Annotated in this window: 13 protein-coding genes and 5 pseudogenes; 11 read left to right on the top strand and 7 right to left on the bottom strand. The window is 47.7% G+C overall.

Annotation, left to right across the window (positions count from 1 at the left end):
* Window positions 1-26: 26 nt before the first annotated feature.
* Window positions 27-254, bottom strand: coding sequence for a DUF1858 domain-containing protein (locus RE628_RS00575; protein WP_309156926.1), 228 nt, complete (start codon window positions 252-254; stop codon window positions 27-29).
* Window positions 255-425: 171 nt separating this feature from the next.
* Here RE628_RS00575 and RE628_RS00570 point away from each other — a divergent pair, with 171 nt between their 5' ends.
* The 8 genes and pseudogenes from RE628_RS00570 to RE628_RS00540 all read left to right on the top strand — a co-directional run bounded on the left by RE628_RS00570 (window position 426) and on the right by RE628_RS00540 (window position 4960).
* Window positions 426-1109: a response regulator transcription factor gene (locus RE628_RS00570; protein ID WP_309156925.1), complete on the top strand. Its 684-nt coding sequence runs from the start codon at window positions 426-428 to the stop codon at window positions 1107-1109.
* On the top strand, window positions 1106-1279 hold the full coding sequence (locus RE628_RS00565; RefSeq protein ID WP_309156924.1) for a hypothetical protein: 174 nt from the start codon (window positions 1106-1108) through the stop codon (window positions 1277-1279). Before RE628_RS00570 ends, RE628_RS00565 begins: the two co-directional genes overlap by 4 nt.
* A 26-nt stretch (window positions 1280-1305) precedes the next feature.
* Window positions 1306-1779, top strand: coding sequence for a hypothetical protein (locus tag RE628_RS00560; protein WP_309156923.1), 474 nt, complete (start codon window positions 1306-1308; stop codon window positions 1777-1779).
* Window positions 1751-1810 (top strand): annotated as a pseudogene (locus tag RE628_RS29380) (hypothetical protein); the annotation flags it as partial. The gene RE628_RS00560 and the pseudogene RE628_RS29380, both read left to right, overlap by 29 nt.
* An 18-nt stretch (window positions 1811-1828) precedes the next feature.
* Window positions 1829-2500 carry a sensor histidine kinase gene (locus RE628_RS00555; RefSeq protein WP_309156922.1) on the top strand — a complete coding sequence of 224 codons (672 nt, stop codon included), beginning with the start codon at window positions 1829-1831 and terminating at the stop codon, window positions 2498-2500.
* A gap of 101 nt (window positions 2501-2601) precedes the next feature.
* Window positions 2602-3537: an ABC transporter ATP-binding protein gene (locus RE628_RS00550; protein ID WP_309156921.1), complete on the top strand. Its 936-nt coding sequence runs from the start codon at window positions 2602-2604 to the stop codon at window positions 3535-3537.
* Window positions 3512-4224, top strand: a pseudogene (locus RE628_RS00545) (ABC transporter permease). The gene RE628_RS00550 and the pseudogene RE628_RS00545 overlap by 26 nt, the downstream one beginning before the upstream one ends.
* Window position 4225: 1 nt before the next feature.
* A complete protein-coding gene (locus RE628_RS00540) occupies window positions 4226-4960 on the top strand; it encodes an ABC transporter permease (protein ID WP_309156920.1) in 735 nt (244 codons plus the stop codon).
* A gap of 319 nt (window positions 4961-5279) precedes the next feature.
* On the opposite strand, the pseudogene RE628_RS00535 reads toward RE628_RS00540, so the two are convergent.
* The 6 genes and pseudogenes from RE628_RS00535 to RE628_RS00510 form a co-directional block, all read right to left on the bottom strand.
* A pseudogene (locus RE628_RS00535) lies at window positions 5280-7549 on the bottom strand (glycoside hydrolase family 3 N-terminal domain-containing protein).
* Window positions 7550-7620: 71 nt separating this feature from the next.
* Window positions 7621-9916: pseudogene (locus RE628_RS00530) on the bottom strand (beta-glucosidase).
* Window positions 9873-11219 carry an MFS transporter gene (locus RE628_RS00525; protein ID WP_309156919.1) on the bottom strand — a complete coding sequence of 449 codons (1347 nt, stop codon included), beginning with the start codon at window positions 11217-11219 and terminating at the stop codon, window positions 9873-9875. Before RE628_RS00525 ends, RE628_RS00530 begins: the two are co-directional and overlap by 44 nt.
* Window positions 11220-11414: 195 nt before the next feature.
* Window positions 11415-13106, bottom strand: a complete 1692-nt coding sequence (locus RE628_RS00520) for a GH39 family glycosyl hydrolase (RefSeq protein ID WP_309156918.1) — start codon at window positions 13104-13106, stop codon at window positions 11415-11417.
* Between the two features lie 92 nt (window positions 13107-13198).
* Window positions 13199-13336, bottom strand: a pseudogene (locus RE628_RS00515) (hypothetical protein); the annotation flags it as partial.
* A complete protein-coding gene (locus RE628_RS00510; protein WP_309156917.1) occupies window positions 13312-13950 on the bottom strand; it encodes a cupin domain-containing protein in 639 nt (212 codons plus the stop codon). The pseudogene RE628_RS00515 and the gene RE628_RS00510, both read right to left, overlap by 25 nt.
* Before the next feature lie 169 nt (window positions 13951-14119).
* Here RE628_RS00510 and RE628_RS00505 point away from each other — a divergent pair, with 169 nt between their 5' ends.
* From RE628_RS00505 to RE628_RS00495, 3 genes are read left to right on the top strand one after another with little or no spacing between them, the layout of a single operon-like run.
* A complete protein-coding gene (locus RE628_RS00505) occupies window positions 14120-14473 on the top strand; it encodes an ATP-binding cassette domain-containing protein (RefSeq protein ID WP_309156916.1) in 354 nt (117 codons plus the stop codon).
* Between the two features lie 11 nt (window positions 14474-14484).
* Complete coding sequence (locus RE628_RS00500) at window positions 14485-15030, top strand: AAA family ATPase (protein ID WP_309156915.1); 546 nt, start codon at window positions 14485-14487, stop codon at window positions 15028-15030.
* A complete protein-coding gene (locus tag RE628_RS00495; RefSeq protein WP_309156914.1) occupies window positions 15027-15764 on the top strand; it encodes an ABC transporter permease in 738 nt (245 codons plus the stop codon). The genes RE628_RS00500 and RE628_RS00495 overlap by 4 nt, the downstream gene beginning before the upstream one ends.
* The last annotated feature ends 3 nt before the right edge of the window (window positions 15765-15767 follow it).

Raw genomic sequence — 15767 nt, 5'->3', positions numbered from 1 at the left:
AATTTATACTGATCTAGGTCTTGTAGTTATTCTTCTATGCTATAGTCCCTATCTAAAAAGGCTCTCTTAATTACGTCCATATCCAGCTTCTTCAATCTTGCTCCTTTTGGAATGGTCATGAAACGTCCGGCACTCTGCAGCATGCCAGGCTGGGTGATTTGCTCAAATCCAAGCTCCGCCATGACCTCAATTACTTCCGGGTCTGATGAGCACAGCTCGTAGACTGTTTTTCGTAAATCTATAACCTTACCCATGTGCTATCCCACCTTAGTAAAGGTATCAAAAATCAGTGAGAACTGTTCTCAACTAAAACTTAACATACCTCTCTATATCCCCCTTGTGACTGGAATCACAAATTGTTCTATAATGATGTATGTTTATTTTTAGGCTTTGATTTGCCACAATAGAGACGGGAGGGATTTAACATGTCAGTATCAAATGCAAACCTATTATATATAGAAGATGATCAGGAAATCGGAACCTTTATTAGCGGTGAACTGAATAGCCGGGGCTATGAGGTTACCTGGTTAACCAGCGGAGATCGTGCGATGGAGGAAGCAGAGAAGAGTAATCTGGTCATTCTAAATGTCATGCTACCTGGTCTTGACGGATTTACCGTTGGACAGCGCCTGAAGAAGCAGTTCCCTCATGTTCCGATCATGATGCTGTCGGCCCGGGCCTCCATCGACGATAAGCTGCATGGCTTGCAGTTCGCTGATGATTATTTGACCAAGCCGTTTCATCCGGAGGAATTAGTAGCCCGAATCGAGGTGCTCCTACGCCGCAGCGGGACTCCTTCTGCCACCCCGCTCCAACTCCGTCATCTGTTAATTCATGAGAAGGAGAACATTATCGTGAATCAGGATACCGGGGAGGAAATTATTCTAACTGGCAAACAGTTTCATATCTTTCAGTTTCTACTGCAGCATCTCGGGCAAATACTGACCAAGGAACAAATATATGAAGGGGTCTGGGGAGAGCCCTACCTGGATGGAGACAAGACGTTAATGGTACATATCCGCCATTTACGCGAGAAAATCGAACGCGATCCGGCGACACCTGAGATTATTGAGACGATTCGCGGTATCGGATACCGGGTGCGGTCATGAGACAGCGTCACTGGAACAAGCCTAAGTTTCGCAAATCGCTGTTATCGAGATATGTTCTGATTATCGCAATCGCTTTTCTATTCATTCCGGTGGCAGTTCCGGCCGGCTTCATCTTATCCTACAGCGTTAACTACTTCTTCTTCCCCAACATCAAATCGAGCAGCCGCTGAGATACAATTCAACAGACCTCGAAAAAATGTGGCATGAAGAAGCTAGACAGCTCGGTGGTCATAAATCACCTGAAATAATTGATGCCAAGCTGAAGGAGATAAAGAATAAATATCCGGAGACCTCACTATTCTGGGTAGATGGTGAAGAGAGAACACGTCTACAGCTTCCTAAGCAGAACAATCTACCCGCGGAGTGGTCCACCGAGGACGCCATACAATATATGAAGACAGTATCCAATACGAATACCTTTGGTGTCGTTGCATTTATTGGCGATAAGACGACTCACGGAGAAGGATTCATGGTTCTGAGGATCCCACGCGATTCTTTGAAGCACGGTATAAAATCCGATAACCGTATCTATGGTTTCTTCTTACTACTGATGCTGTCGATATTTCTCCTCCTCTCTTACCTCTTCTTCCGGAATATCCGCAAACGGCTGCTTAACCTAGAGTCAGGCATGATGCGTACAAATAAGGACGGATTGCCGGGTACGAGTTGACGAAGGACGGGCGGATGAGATCGGCAGCCTAGAGAAGGCCTTCAATCATATGGTCGGTAAGCTGGAGGAAGGAAAACGCAGGGAACAAGAGGAAGAGACGCTTCGCAAGAACTTGATTAATAATCTATCGCATGATTTGCGAACACCACTAACCGTGCTGTCCGGGCATATCTACGCGCTTGATAAGCAACCGTTGCCCGAAGAAGCTCATGAGTCAGTTCAGCTTATGAAGACGAAGATTAGTGACCTCGATCATCTGATCGACCACTTACTGTCATATAATCTGCTCAGCAGCGGACGGTACGCTATGTCTGCGAGAGCTCAAGATATACTCCGTATTGTCCGAGTGAGCGCTGCAGCCTGGTACCCGATATGGGAAAAATCAGAACTCGAGATCGACATAAATCTCCCGGACGGGCCGTTAATCTGGGAGGTCGACGAGCAAGCATTCCGTCGGATTCTGGATAATCTGTTCCAGAACCTGAACCGCTATGCAAGCTCCGGCAAATATGTGGGTATTGCTACTGTACAGAGGAACGGACACGCGGCCTTATTAATTGCTGATCGAGGCCCTGGCTTTAACGCAGAGACCCCTTCCAAAGGAGCGGGACTTGGACTTACGATCGTCGACCTTATAATGAAGCAAATGAAATTAGTTCTGGATATAGACACATCCGAAACTGGTACAAGCATTTATATTTATCCAGCTAACTATTCTTAATAATTAATGGGTAGCTTACCAGTAAATTTAAACCATTTTTAAACTTCGGCATCCTTTCATTTAAACTAACCCCAGTAATATAATAGCCGAGGTGATTAATTGTGAGTGATATGGTCATTCAAACGAGGGGATTAACGAAGAAATATCGCGGACGAGCCGCGGTCAATCAATTGAATCTTGAAATCAAACAAGGCGATATATATGGCTTCTTAGGACCAAACGGAGCCGGCAAGACAACAACCATTCGAATGCTGCTAGGTCTAATTAAACCGACATCTGGCTCCATCTCGATCTTCGGCCGCGATTTACGTAAAGATAAAATAGCGATTCTTAAGCGAATCGGCTCCTTGGTCGAGTATCCTTCCTACTATGGACATCTGAACGCCATCGACAATTTGGAAGCGCTGCGCCGGATTCTGGACGTCCCTAAATCACGGATCGACGAAGTGCTAGAGATTGTCTCATTAACTTCCGAAGCGCGCCGTCCGGTTAAGGGCTACTCGCTTGGGATGAGACAACGTCTCGGTATCGCTGCTTCCTTGTTAGGTAATCCGGAATTGCTTATTCTCGATGAACCAACGAACGGTCTGGACCCATCAGGAATTCATGAAATCCGCGAGCTGATTAAAAGTATGCCACAGCAATATGGAATTACCGTGCTGGTCTCCAGCCACCTGCTCGGTGAAATCGAGCAAATGGCCGGAACAGTCGGTATTATCCGCGAAGGCCAGATGGTATTCCAGGATACGATCTCAAACCTTCAGCAGAAGGCATCGCATCATATCAAGCTTGTCGTATCTGAACCGGAATCAGCACTCTGGATGGCCCGAGATCTTGGTTCCATCGGCAGTTTGGAAGAGAATACACTCATCTTCCCAGGCATGCAAGATGCCAAGGTCGCCAAGCTTGTGAAGCATCTGGTTGAGAACGGTCACGATATTTACCGGGTTGAACAGGAGAAGAAATCGCTCGAGGATATCTTCATGCAGGTCATCGGGGAGGGAATTAGCCATGATGCTTCGTTCGCTATCGGCTGACTTCCTGAAAATCCGCGGCAAAGGAATTTGGCTTCTCATCATTCTCGCGCCACTCGGAGTAGTAGCTATAGAAGCGCTGAACTTCGGGCTCCGACTCGATTACCTAAGTAAAACATATGCCGACGACCTCTGGGAGGACTCATCGGAGAGACGACCATGTTCGTTCCGATCTCCTTATATCTAGGCTGTACATTAGTCAGTTCACTCATTGCCAATGTCGAGCATCAGCTGAATTCATGGAAGCAACTGCTCGCGCTGCCGATCTCGCGCACATCAGTATTTAGCGGTAAATTCACACTTAGTGTGCTTCTCCTATTCGTGTCCTGTATCGTTCTATCTATCGGAACTATCATACTCGGTACGTCGCTTGGATTCGGCACGCATATACCTTGGAAAGACCTGCTGACAATGGGCTTCTTCCCATTCTTGGCTACTATGCCGGTCTTGTCCCTGCAACTATGGTTGTCGCTTACGTTCCAGAATCAGACGTTGCCGGTATCACTCGGAGTTCTGATCTCACTGGTATCGCCCTTCTTCATGCAATTATCCGAATGGTTCCCGTTGAATTGGCCAATAATGGCCCTTCGTTCCGAGCATCAATTCTGGTTCATCGGCATTGGGATTGGCGTAGGGATTATCATTATGCTGATTGGCCTTATTCATTTCAATAGAAAGGATGTGGATTAAGATGCGATCTTTTACTCGTATACTATCTTCCGAGCTACTTAAAATGTCGAAGTCGCGTCTGTGGCTCATCCTAATCGTCAGTCCCATCCTTGCCTGTCTCATCGGTCTCTTCGCCAATCTGCCGAAGGGCCAGTTAGCATGGCCGATGTTAATCGCTGCCATGGTTATGCTCCATGGTCTGCTAATCTTGCCGATCATCACCGGAGTAATCTCGTCTTCCATTTGCCGCTATGAGCATAACGGTGGTGGCTGGAAGCAGCTTCTGACGATGCCGGTGTCACGCACGTCTGTATACTTCGCCAAGCTAAGTATCGTAGCTGGATTACTGGCATTCTGCCAGTTACTCATGCTGGGAGCCTTCCTCATTGCCGGGGCATTCCATGGTATATTGGGAGATATCCCATGGGCAACCTTGGCCACCAGCCTGATCGGCGGATGGGTTGCCTGCTTGCCACTAGCTACCCTACAGCTTGGCGTCTCCTTGGGTTGGGCTAGCTTTGCCGCTCCGCTTGCTCTGAACGTTTCATTAACGATACCGAATATGCTGATCGTGAATTCAGCGACATACGCCCCGTTCTACCCATGGGCACAACCTCTGCTGGCGATGATGCCGACGGGTCAAAGAGAATTCGGAGCATTCAACCTTCCGTTGGAGAGTCTGATGATTACTGTGGTAGGCAGCTTGATTGTGTTCATGCTCGTTGGTCTCATCAGCTTTCAACGTAGAGAAATTTAAAGCATTCATGGAGCTATCATCATAAAATCGCCCGTTCGACGTTCAGAATGAACAAAAGAGACGCTTCCAGTTCCCGGAGGCGTCTTTATGCATATTAATAACTGACTTGGATCACGTATCGATACGGCGATAAACCACTTAAACTTAGAACCGTGTTACACGAACTGCAAAAATGCAGTTTTGCTCAGAAACATACACCTGATGATGCTCCTTCCACTAATCCGATGATAGTAACCAATCTAAGCAAAAAAAGACTGTCCCACACAAAAACTTCGTGCAGGACAGCCCATTTCATAAAATAAGATATACAATATAAACTTCAACGATTCTTGTATTTCTGCGTCCGCTCGTCCTGGATCACACCGCTCCAGTTCAACCCGTAGGCAAAGTCATATACATGCTGCTCCGAATCTACATGGCACTCCATGTCATGCGGCACATCCTCAAGCTGCTCTTCTACCGTCTTCATATGGGCTGGCATCTGCATCGGCAACAAACCGGAAGGTTCAAAGGCTCCGCTTAGACATCCATGATCGCCTGATCCTGCAACCCGAAATTCACTAGAATCGCATCGACCTCACTCTCAAATTCTGCCACAACGGCAGGATTAGAGAGACGCAAGGATACAATGACAGATTTGCCATTCATCCGTTTCTTCGTCTCCAGAACTGTATCCAAATCCGCTTCGTTCTTAGACGTTACAGTCTTGCCTTTGTATGAACGGTTCAACACATCGCCTTCTCGAACATCTCCCGCCAGACTCATCTCACGCGCATATTCTGCAGTATATGGACGGTATTGCAGGCTAAGTGGGACATATCCATTCCCCCTTGCTCTGCATCCTCGCGGCTGTATCCGGTCATCCCAGAGGTTGGACCTTCGATAAATACTAGCCCGAAATCCGCTTCTTCCGGATTCTCCGTTACCGCAAAATAGCGATTCACAATATTGAGATTAACCGGATCTACCAGCTTCTCAGCGACAGGGTTCCCAAACCAGTCAAAGCCAGCCGCGATATACCGTTTCGGAATATATACTTTGCTCTTAGATGCTAATGGTAGCACATTCTCTTTGTTCTTGAGCATAACAATAGATTTCAACTGTGCATCATAGCCCGCTTGCATAAATTCCGGTCGACCAACCGTATCAGAGCTTAACGCCGGATCCAGGTACGGATTCTCAAACAGGCCTAAGCGGAAAATATTAAGCAATAGGCGCACCGCGGATTGCTCGAACCGTTCGCGCATATAGGCTTGGCCGTGCTCTGCTACTCCCATCCGATAAGCCTCTAGCACTGGCCCTTTATCATTGTTCCCACCGAACTGGTCCACTCCTGCCATTAGCACTTTATAATGGCGTTCAGCTACAGTAAGAGCTTCAACCCCCATGATTTCCCGCTCAAGAACTCATCCCGGCTAGTCTCATCGGCAGTAATCATCCAGTCCGTACATACTACACCATCGTAGCCATACTTATCGCGCAGCAGATCCTTGATCAGATAACGGCTGTAGGAATTACCGACATTCTCATGGTAGACCGTATCCTGAGCCGTCGAAATCGTATAATACGGCATCACTGCCGAAGCTTGCCCTGTCTTACCTTCCAGCTTAAAGGCTCCATCTACAAAAGGAAGCAAATGCTCTTCAAAGTTATTACCTGGATAAACAGCATACTTACCGCTACCAAAGTGAGCATCCCTACCGGACTCGCCAGAACCGCCGCCAGGCCAATGCTTCACCATTGCATTAACACTATTATGACCCAGCCGTCAGCCACTTCACTCTCACCTTCGGAATTCTGGAAGCCGTCTACATAGGCTCTCGCCAGATCTGTCGAGAGCTTGGAATCTTCGCCGAATGTACCGTTAAAGCGGAACCAGCGCGGATCGGTCGCAATATCGATTTGCGGTGATAAAGCCGTGGTCAGGCCGAGCGCCCGATACTCCTTGGATGCAATCTCACCGAACTGCTTCACAACCTCCGAATCGAATGCTGCAGCCAGCCCCAAGGTCTCAGGCCACATGGAGATCGTGCCGCCTGAGCCGGCATTGAACTCTGAACTCGTCTGCGTGCCATGTCGCGGATCAGAGCTGTTGTTAGCCGGAATGCCCAGACCCACTCCCTCGACAAAAGACTGAATCTGGTTGTTCCAACGGGCTGCTACCTCTGGACTCTCTACGGCAGCGACGAGGATATGACGCAGATGATCCTTAGCGAGAAAAGCTATCTGCTCATCGGTCATCTCCCATGGCTTGGCACCGCTCTCCTCATAAGCTTTGCCTCCGTAAGTGCCCGAGAACCAGCCTCCGCTGGCTCCCGGCACATTTTGATGACTGCTGTACAGCATTAAGCCGGCGATTTGCTCTATGGTCATTTTCGAGGCAAGATCCTTAGCCCGTTCCTCCACAGGCAATCTCCAATCCTCATATTTATCCAGCTTGCCATCCTTGCTCAGATCCTTGAAGAAGAGGCCATCCTGCTCCAGAATCTGCACGCCTGACGAGGTTGAATACCCTAGTGTCGGACCTTCTGGATTTTGTACATACTTTATTTGATCGGTAATCTCCTTAATATCATTATGCTCTCCCATCGTTCAAGCTCCTCCTATCATGTATTTATCTATTGAGCAGAGGCTATTCACAAGTCCACTCGGGGCACTATTTACAGACCAAGCTTCTGATTCAAATCATCGATGAGCTTCTGAAAATCCGCTTCCGACATGCCTGAGCCAAAGAAGCTGATCATAGAACGCAGTCCGTCATATTTCTTCCATTTAGCTACTTCTTCAAATAACAGAAGCAAGCCTCCATCACCCATACTCTCCGCGAAGAGTGCTCCCATATGCTTGATGCTCTCAAGACTGTCATTCATCGCTTTCTCAGCAAATTCAGCCGTTTCTGGTATTGCCAGCAACTCATAGAATTTCGTATTACGGGTCACCTTACGGAACGGAATCATCGTCGATAACACTTTTAAGGTCTCTCTTAGCGGCGTATCAACGGAAGACGAACCAACGACGATATCATACGAGCCCGTCTCCGCGAACCAGTCATGGATTTCCGTGTTGAAATAGGCGAAGGAGCGCTTATCGAGCGTAAAGCTTACCTCTGCGGATTCTCCTGCCTGCAATTCTACCTTCGCGAAGCCTTTAAGCTCCTTCACAGGTCTTACTATCGTGCTGTCCAACGGCTGTACGTAGAGCTGCACGATTTCTTTCCCTACACGATCTCCGGTATTGCGCACAGTAACAATAACCTCTACCGTATCGCTATCCCTCATGATTTCTTTGCTTAACCTGATATTTTCATAAGCAAAGCTCGTGTAGCTAAGACCGTGTCCGAACGGGAACAACGGTTGCTCCTCTTTGGCCTCGTAATAACGGTATCCTACGAACAAACCTTCACCGTAATTGACCTCACTCTTCCCGCCAGGGAAGTTCAAGTATGCCGGGGTCTGCTTCAAACTGACCGGGAAAGTCTCAGCCAGCTTGCCACTTGGGTTCACCTTGCCGAAAAGAATATCCGCTGCCGCGCCACCACCGGCTTGCCCGCCCAAATACCCCTCGAGAACGGCCTTCGCGGAGTCCAGCCATGGCATAACTACTGGAGCGCCGTTCGACAGTACAACGATCGTATTCGGCTGTACCTCGGCAACCCTGCGGATCAGCTCACAATGAGACTCCGGCATATTCAGATGTGTACGATCGAAGCCCTCCGATTCGAAGCTGTCTGGCAGCCCCGCGAATATAATCGCTACATCCTTGCTAGCTGCAAGCTGAACCGCCTCAGAGATCAGTGCCTCATCTAGTACGTCCTGATTCAAATGATAACCCTCCGCAAAATCAACTCCATCACCAGCTATCTCGCGGATAGAATCAAGAGCATGATCCAATTGTGTCGGGAAATATGCGAGCTACCTCCACCTTGATAGCGTGGTTTTGCTGCAAAGGCGCCGATAACAGCCACCGATTGCTTCGGATCTAATGGCAGCAAGCCTTCTTCATTCTTAAGCAGAACCATGCATTCACCAGCTGTCCGTCTAGCCAGCAAGTGATGCTCCTCTTTGTTGTAAGTGAAGCCTTCCTTCCGTGCATCATAGGTCTTGAAGATGACATTCAGCAGTCGTTCAACCGCTTGGTCAAGCACAGCCTCATCCATCTTGCCCGATTTTACCGCATCAACGATCATCTGATCACGATCCGGGCCGCTATACGGCATTTCCAGCTCAAGCCCGGCTTGAAGCCCCTTGACGCGTTCATTAATCGCGCCCCAATCGGTCATTACGAACCCTTGATGGCCCCATCTGTTTTTCAATATATCCGTCAACAAATATTCATTCTCTGAGCAGAACTCTCCATTAACGAGGTTATAGGCACACATAACCGTCCAGGCATCACCCTTGGTAATCGTTCCTTCAAAAGACCGTAGATAGATTTCGTTCAATGTGCGCTCATCCACGATCGTATTGATCGAGTTACGCAGTGTCTCCTGATTATTGGCTGCAAAATGCTTCACAGAGGTGCCAACGCCTTGCTCCTGTACACCCAGTACGTGATGGGCTCCCATCTCCGACGCAAGGAACGGATCCTCCGAGAAATATTCGAAGTTGCGTCCGCAGAGCGGGGATCGCTTAATATTCACAGCTGGGCCGAGAATGATCTGAACATCTTCCGCCTGACATTCCTCGCCAAGCGCACGCCCGACTTCTTGAATAAGATTACGGTCCAGGATGATGCTAGAGCAGCACCGCTCGGGAAGCAGGTTGCCGGAACGCTTTTACTTGACATATCGCCCGGATTGGTTTGCTTACGAAGACCATGCGGACCATCTGTCATGACGATGGAAGGAATACCGACCCTTTCTACCGCCTTGGTCTGCCACATATTCAGGCCGGAGCATAGACTTGCTTTCTCTTCAACGGTCATCTGGGAGATGATGGATTTGATATTTCTGTCCAAAGTATTCGTATGTGTCATATGTTAAAGTCCTCCTTAGTTTTAGTTGCCTCTTGGTACTTCTGCCGATCTCAGGCAATGGTCTAACCGCCATCATACTAAGTACTACGCAGAGCGCCAGTACAACATAGAAGAATGACCAGCCGCCGATGCCCAGCAGAACCGGTGCGATCGCTGGAACGATCGATTGCGGCAAAGCATTTGCGACATTCATCAAGCCGAAGTCCTTGGCCGAGTCCTCTTTGCGAGGAAGGATACGGGCTACAAGGGCCATATCAACCGCCGAGAAGCACCCTCCACCCAAACCAATAATCGCTGCAGCGACAACGAATATCATGTAGTTCGGAATAAATGCGAACATCAGAAGGCCAATAACCATAATAAAAGCGGAGCCATACAGGAACGGTTTCTGCTTGCGGTATTTATCCGAGAGAACACCACCAAAAATACTTGTAACCGCCATAGCCAGCATCGCGATAATGTTAATTGTCCCCACACTATTCGTTGCCTGTGTCTCTGTGAAGCCCATCCGATTAACGAGCATGACCGTCAGATAAAGGGTGCTGCAATAGCCCATCATAAGCAGAAATTTTGAAATAAGCGCCCAGGTGAAATGCGGGAATTTCCGTGGACTCGGATAAATCTTGCTCAGCTTCTCACCAAATGGAATTCGCTCTTTTGGAGTACGTTCAATCTCTATCTTGCCATCGCGGATTAAGAAGCAGCTGATCACCTGTCCGATTATCCCCAGAGCACTCAATAAGGTCCACTTCGTAGTCGAGGATACGCCTGGCATTAGCATCATCAGTACCATCCCGACTGTCATCGCAATCGGCAGAACTAAGCCAATAAGGCCCGAGATGGTTCCCTGTTTCTCCTGCTTCACCTGATCAGGAATCAGCGCGGTGTAGGCCGCCATTGCAAAATTGAAGAACAATTGAGCAATCGACCAGCCAATAATAATCTGCCACACCTGAGTAGCTGTACCTACCCACAGCAAGGCCAGGCTTCCAATCACAGAACCGATAAAAATCCAGGTGCGCCGACGGCCAAACCCGATATTTGTCCGGTCACTTATCGCTCCGCCAAGCGGATTGCCAATCAGGGCAAAGAAAGCACCGATACCGGCGACTAGACCGTAGGATGATGTGTAACCATCCGGATCAATCTCTATCATTTTAAAAGTCAGCAGCAAAACTGCCGGAGTCATTAGAGCTAACATCATTAATCCATAACCCAGCATGATACCGGATGTTAATCTTCCTAGCGGTGTTACGACCTGCCCTCTTATCTTGGACTCAGCCATTTAAAGGCCCCCTTGTGATAACAAAATATTTGACAGCGCTTTCATATACTAATGATATAAAATAACGCCCATCTTCCGACAGGCGCTTAATTAGCTTCTTGTATGGTTATTTTTAATCACTTTTATGCAAGCGCTTCATTACAATCCGGGAAGGACATTAAATAACGACATACTCGCAATAAATCTCCTTGTCCATTAAAGCAAAGGCGTCAGTACCATCAGTTCTAATGCATGCGGTTCAAGCTGCGCTATATAGGTCATCCCACCAGTAATTTCAACATCCCGTATGAGCTTCCGGGGACGCGAGGCAGCGGTCAAATAGACACTATCCTCTTCCGTTACATAATCCGGAGCTCCCATCCTGACCCATTCATCATAGCTGCTACCTTGCTGACGCGATACAGCGTAGGTTTCCATCCGGTATTTTCCCTCCGGAATCCCTTGAAGATCTAGTTCCAGCTTAACGACCTTCTCATTCTTAAATCCGTTATAACGATTCGTTGCGTTAATAAATGAGTTATCCCCCAGAGCATACAAATCATCGAAGTGACAGTAATTATAGCTTAGCACTTGATAACTGCCGCGAACTTCGGTTACGACATAACCATCGCCTTGGGCGATCAGCCGATCCCCGAGTTTAGACAGAAGCTCATAAGCGGTCATCGCGGCTTTGGGGATCCCGTACTGGGCAATCAGACCAAGCCCTCCGTGGAATAATTGCTCCGATGCCGGGGTCTCTTCGATATTGTCACTAAGCACCCAGTACCCGAAGCCTTCAATGCTGTCCAGATTCTCCGTAATATTCTTCGCGATGTAGGCCGCTTTATATAGCGTATCATTCGTCAATTCCCGATGGTACGCCGTAGAATTCCACTCTGTCAAATAGAGATCGAGGTGGGATAGTCCTAGATCATCCAGCATTCTCTTCTCTTGCGCCAACATATCCCGAAGAATATCGGGGTTCGGCGATATCGATACAAACTGTTCCATGACAACACGGAAGGACAAGTCACTCATTTTATACAGATGCTCTAATTTACGGTGATCATTCTCGATCAAATCCTCATGAGGGTAGAAATGAACCGGAAGAAAATCTGGCAAACAATCATGCTCTCGGCAAAATGCAATGAAATTGTGCAAATACGCTACTGTGTCCGTCGAGATGATTCGCCCTGGGGCGCCGATCTGTAATTTGTCTGAGACCTGTTTCACTGTACGATACGACTGCAGATAAAACTCATTATACTCATCCACCGTTCCCGGCCAGAATACAGCCAGCTCCGGCTCGTTCCAGAATTCAAGCTTCCAGCTCTGCACTTCTTCACGGCCATATCGATTGATGCAGTGACGCAGAAATCGATCCAACAGCTCGCACCAGCGCTCTATGGAGTGCGGTCCGCTCACAAAACTCGGGATGAAAAATACCGACTTACTCTGCTCAGCCGCAAGCTCAGAAGGCATGAATCCTAACTCAATAAACGGCTTCAATCCGATGGATAATAAAAAGTCGAACAGCTGGTCTACAAAGCGAAAATTATAATAAGGTTGCCCTTCGTCCTCGTGGTAAATCATCATACCGTCATCAAATATTCCGTGGAAGCGAATCTCCCGAAAAGGACAACGCTGCTGCAAATAACGCAGCTGATTCTGCACATCCTCATGCAGCCCCTCCTTTGCCTTGCCGATCGTGATGAGATTCTTCCAGGTATGCCGGAGCTTCCGCCCCTGTGCTGATAAGTCGACGTCCCGGGTAACGACCTCAATTCCCAGAACCTGAAGCTCTTGGCCGGATTGACTTCGCTGCAAATACTGATTAATGATTCCAAGTGCGCTGGCCCTATTGAAGGCGAGATAGCCCTGTGATATTTTCTCATCCGTCTTGCCCATAACCGGATTGTACTGCCTGCGATACTCGTTCGGGTCATATGATAGCGATTCTTGAACGCAATATAGAACGATTTCGAATTGGGGAATCCGTGCTTCAGCGCAATTTCATTGACCGCCGTCTCTGTATGATTAAGCATATCGTCTACCGCATTTTTTAAGCGTATTCCAGTAACAAATGATTGGAAATTAAGACCAATCTGCTCACTCAGAAACTTCGATAAATACGGCACCGATAAAACTCCTGCTCCGCAATTTCCTGCAGCGTGATCGATTCCTGATAATGCTCTTCTATGTAATTAATAATACGTAACATGCGATCCATATATTTTTCCTTGATCGCACCTTCTCCCTCCGGCTCTTCTGTCCGGAATCGCTGCATCAGAGTGGAGAATACGCTCAGCATACGAATCCGCATCTCGAGCTCGTATACCTCTCCCCGCTTATAATTCATTTGCACCATCTCCGCCAGCAGCTGACGGATACGATCTAGTGCAGGACGAGATTCCTTGCCTGCCGTACTGGAATCACAGTCGAAGTAAGCATGCTCCACACCTCTGATATTCCCTTTAATGAAGGTATCCGGAATCAGAAAAGTCGCGATGATATTGTTATGGAAGCCAATAACCTCATGGACATGTCCCGAATTAATCAGCTTCACATCGCCCTCCGACAAGGTCTGCTGCATATGACCAACTGTCACCTCTAGGCTTCCCCGGAGGACAAAGATGATCTCCACGCTGTTATGCCAATGACTCGGCACATAATTCACACTATGCAGAGATACATCAAACGGCAAAGTATCACTTGTCTCCACCAGTTCGTATATCGATTTTCTCGTCTTCATCCTTAGCCTCCTAGAGATCAAATTAAGAATTGAACATCCGATTCATCTTTATGACAACTGTCACTTTGAAGTCATGACAAAGCTTACTACTATGGCTTTTGAAAATTCTATATCTTTAGATTATAGACATAAAGGTGAATAAGTAGTTTAAGTTATGGAGGCGAATGTCTTGAATCCTGTTATAGAACTGCATCACACAAGCAAAACCTTTAATAATAGAATAGCCGTAAATGATGTTTCTTTTCAAATCGAACAAGGCTCAGTTACTGCCATTCTCGGACCTAACGGAGCCGGGAAGACGACCACACTATCGATGATGTTAGGCCTGCTCGAGCCATCGCAAGGCAGCGTCAAGCTGTTTGGCAGCTCACCAAAGGAACGATCCGTCAGAGAACGAATCGGTGTCATGCTCCAGCACGTCAGCATCATGGACCGTCTGAAGGTACGAGAGATTCTCGAACTAACCCGTAGCTATTATCCGAATCCGATGGACATGGAATTTCTCATCCATCTTACCGGTTAACATCAAACGACTTGAACCGCTATACAGAGAAACTGTCCGGAGGACAAAAGCGCAGCCTCGGCTTCGCCATGGCCCTAGCAGGCGATCCGGAGGTGTTATTCTTCGATGAGCCTACGGTTGGGCTCGATACGGTGGCAAGACGCCGTTTCTGGGAGACGGTGCATAAGCTAGCCAAACAAGGCAAGACGATTCTGTTCACAACCCATTACTTGCAGGAAGCCGATGATGCAGCGAACCGGATTATTCTATTTAATCAAGGCTCGATCGTCGCCGATGGAACTCCGGGAGAGATCAAATCGAGAATCATTCACAGTTCTCTATCCTTTCTGTCCGATCAAGACGGGCCAGAACTACGTAACAAGCTTAGCTTATTGCCATCTATCATTAATTGCTATGACAAGGATGGAAGAATTAATATATCTACCGATGATACTGATACTGCACTCGCCGCAATCTTTGGTAACCAATTACCTGTCCGGGATATACGGATTCATTCCGGAAGCCTTGACGAAGTATTTGAACAGTTAACAACGACTCAGGAGGAGACCGCGATATGAAACAGGTAATTACACAATTTAAAATGGAGCTACTACGGATATTCCGTAATCCCTATTATGTATTCTGGTCACTGGCTATGCCGATCGTCTTCTATTTTCTCTTTACTCGTATCATTAGTACTGGAGCTCCCGACGCGGCAGCCTGGAATAATCATTATCTCATGTCGATGGCTGCGTTTAGCATCATGGGTTCGTCTATTATGACATTAGGCATACGTATCGTGCAGGAACGCAACCACGGCTGGAGCACATTTATGCGCGTTGCCCCGCTTCCGGGAGCAATATATTTCCTGGGCAAAATGTTCGGGCAGACGATTATGCATCTAACCTCGATCATCTTCATCTTCATAGCAGGATACCTGATTAACGGCGTCTCATTACCAGCACTTACTTGGATTTATTGTGGACTATGGCTTCTGATCGCCTCCTCGCCCTTCCTAGCATTAGGCACACTTGTCGGATGTATGAAGCGGGTCGATACTGCCTCCGGTATAAGTAATGCCATATATCTGGTTTTGGCCCTTCTGGGAGGGATGTGGATGCCGCTCGAAATATTGCCCAACATCATGCAAAATATCGGTAAATGGCTGCCTTCTTTCAACTTCGGCAACGGAGCTTGGGAACTCGTCCAAGGAAATCCGCCAGAATGGAGCAATATTCTCATATTGGCAGGCTACTTTATCCTATTTATGTTAATATCCATATATACACGAAGGAAGCAGGAAGCGATCTAATCG

The sequence above is a fragment of the Paenibacillus sp. D2_2 genome (assembly GCF_031199965.1).
Lineage (GTDB): Bacteria > Bacillota > Bacilli > Paenibacillales > Paenibacillaceae > Fontibacillus.
This window is presented reverse-complemented; position numbering and strand designations above follow the sequence as displayed.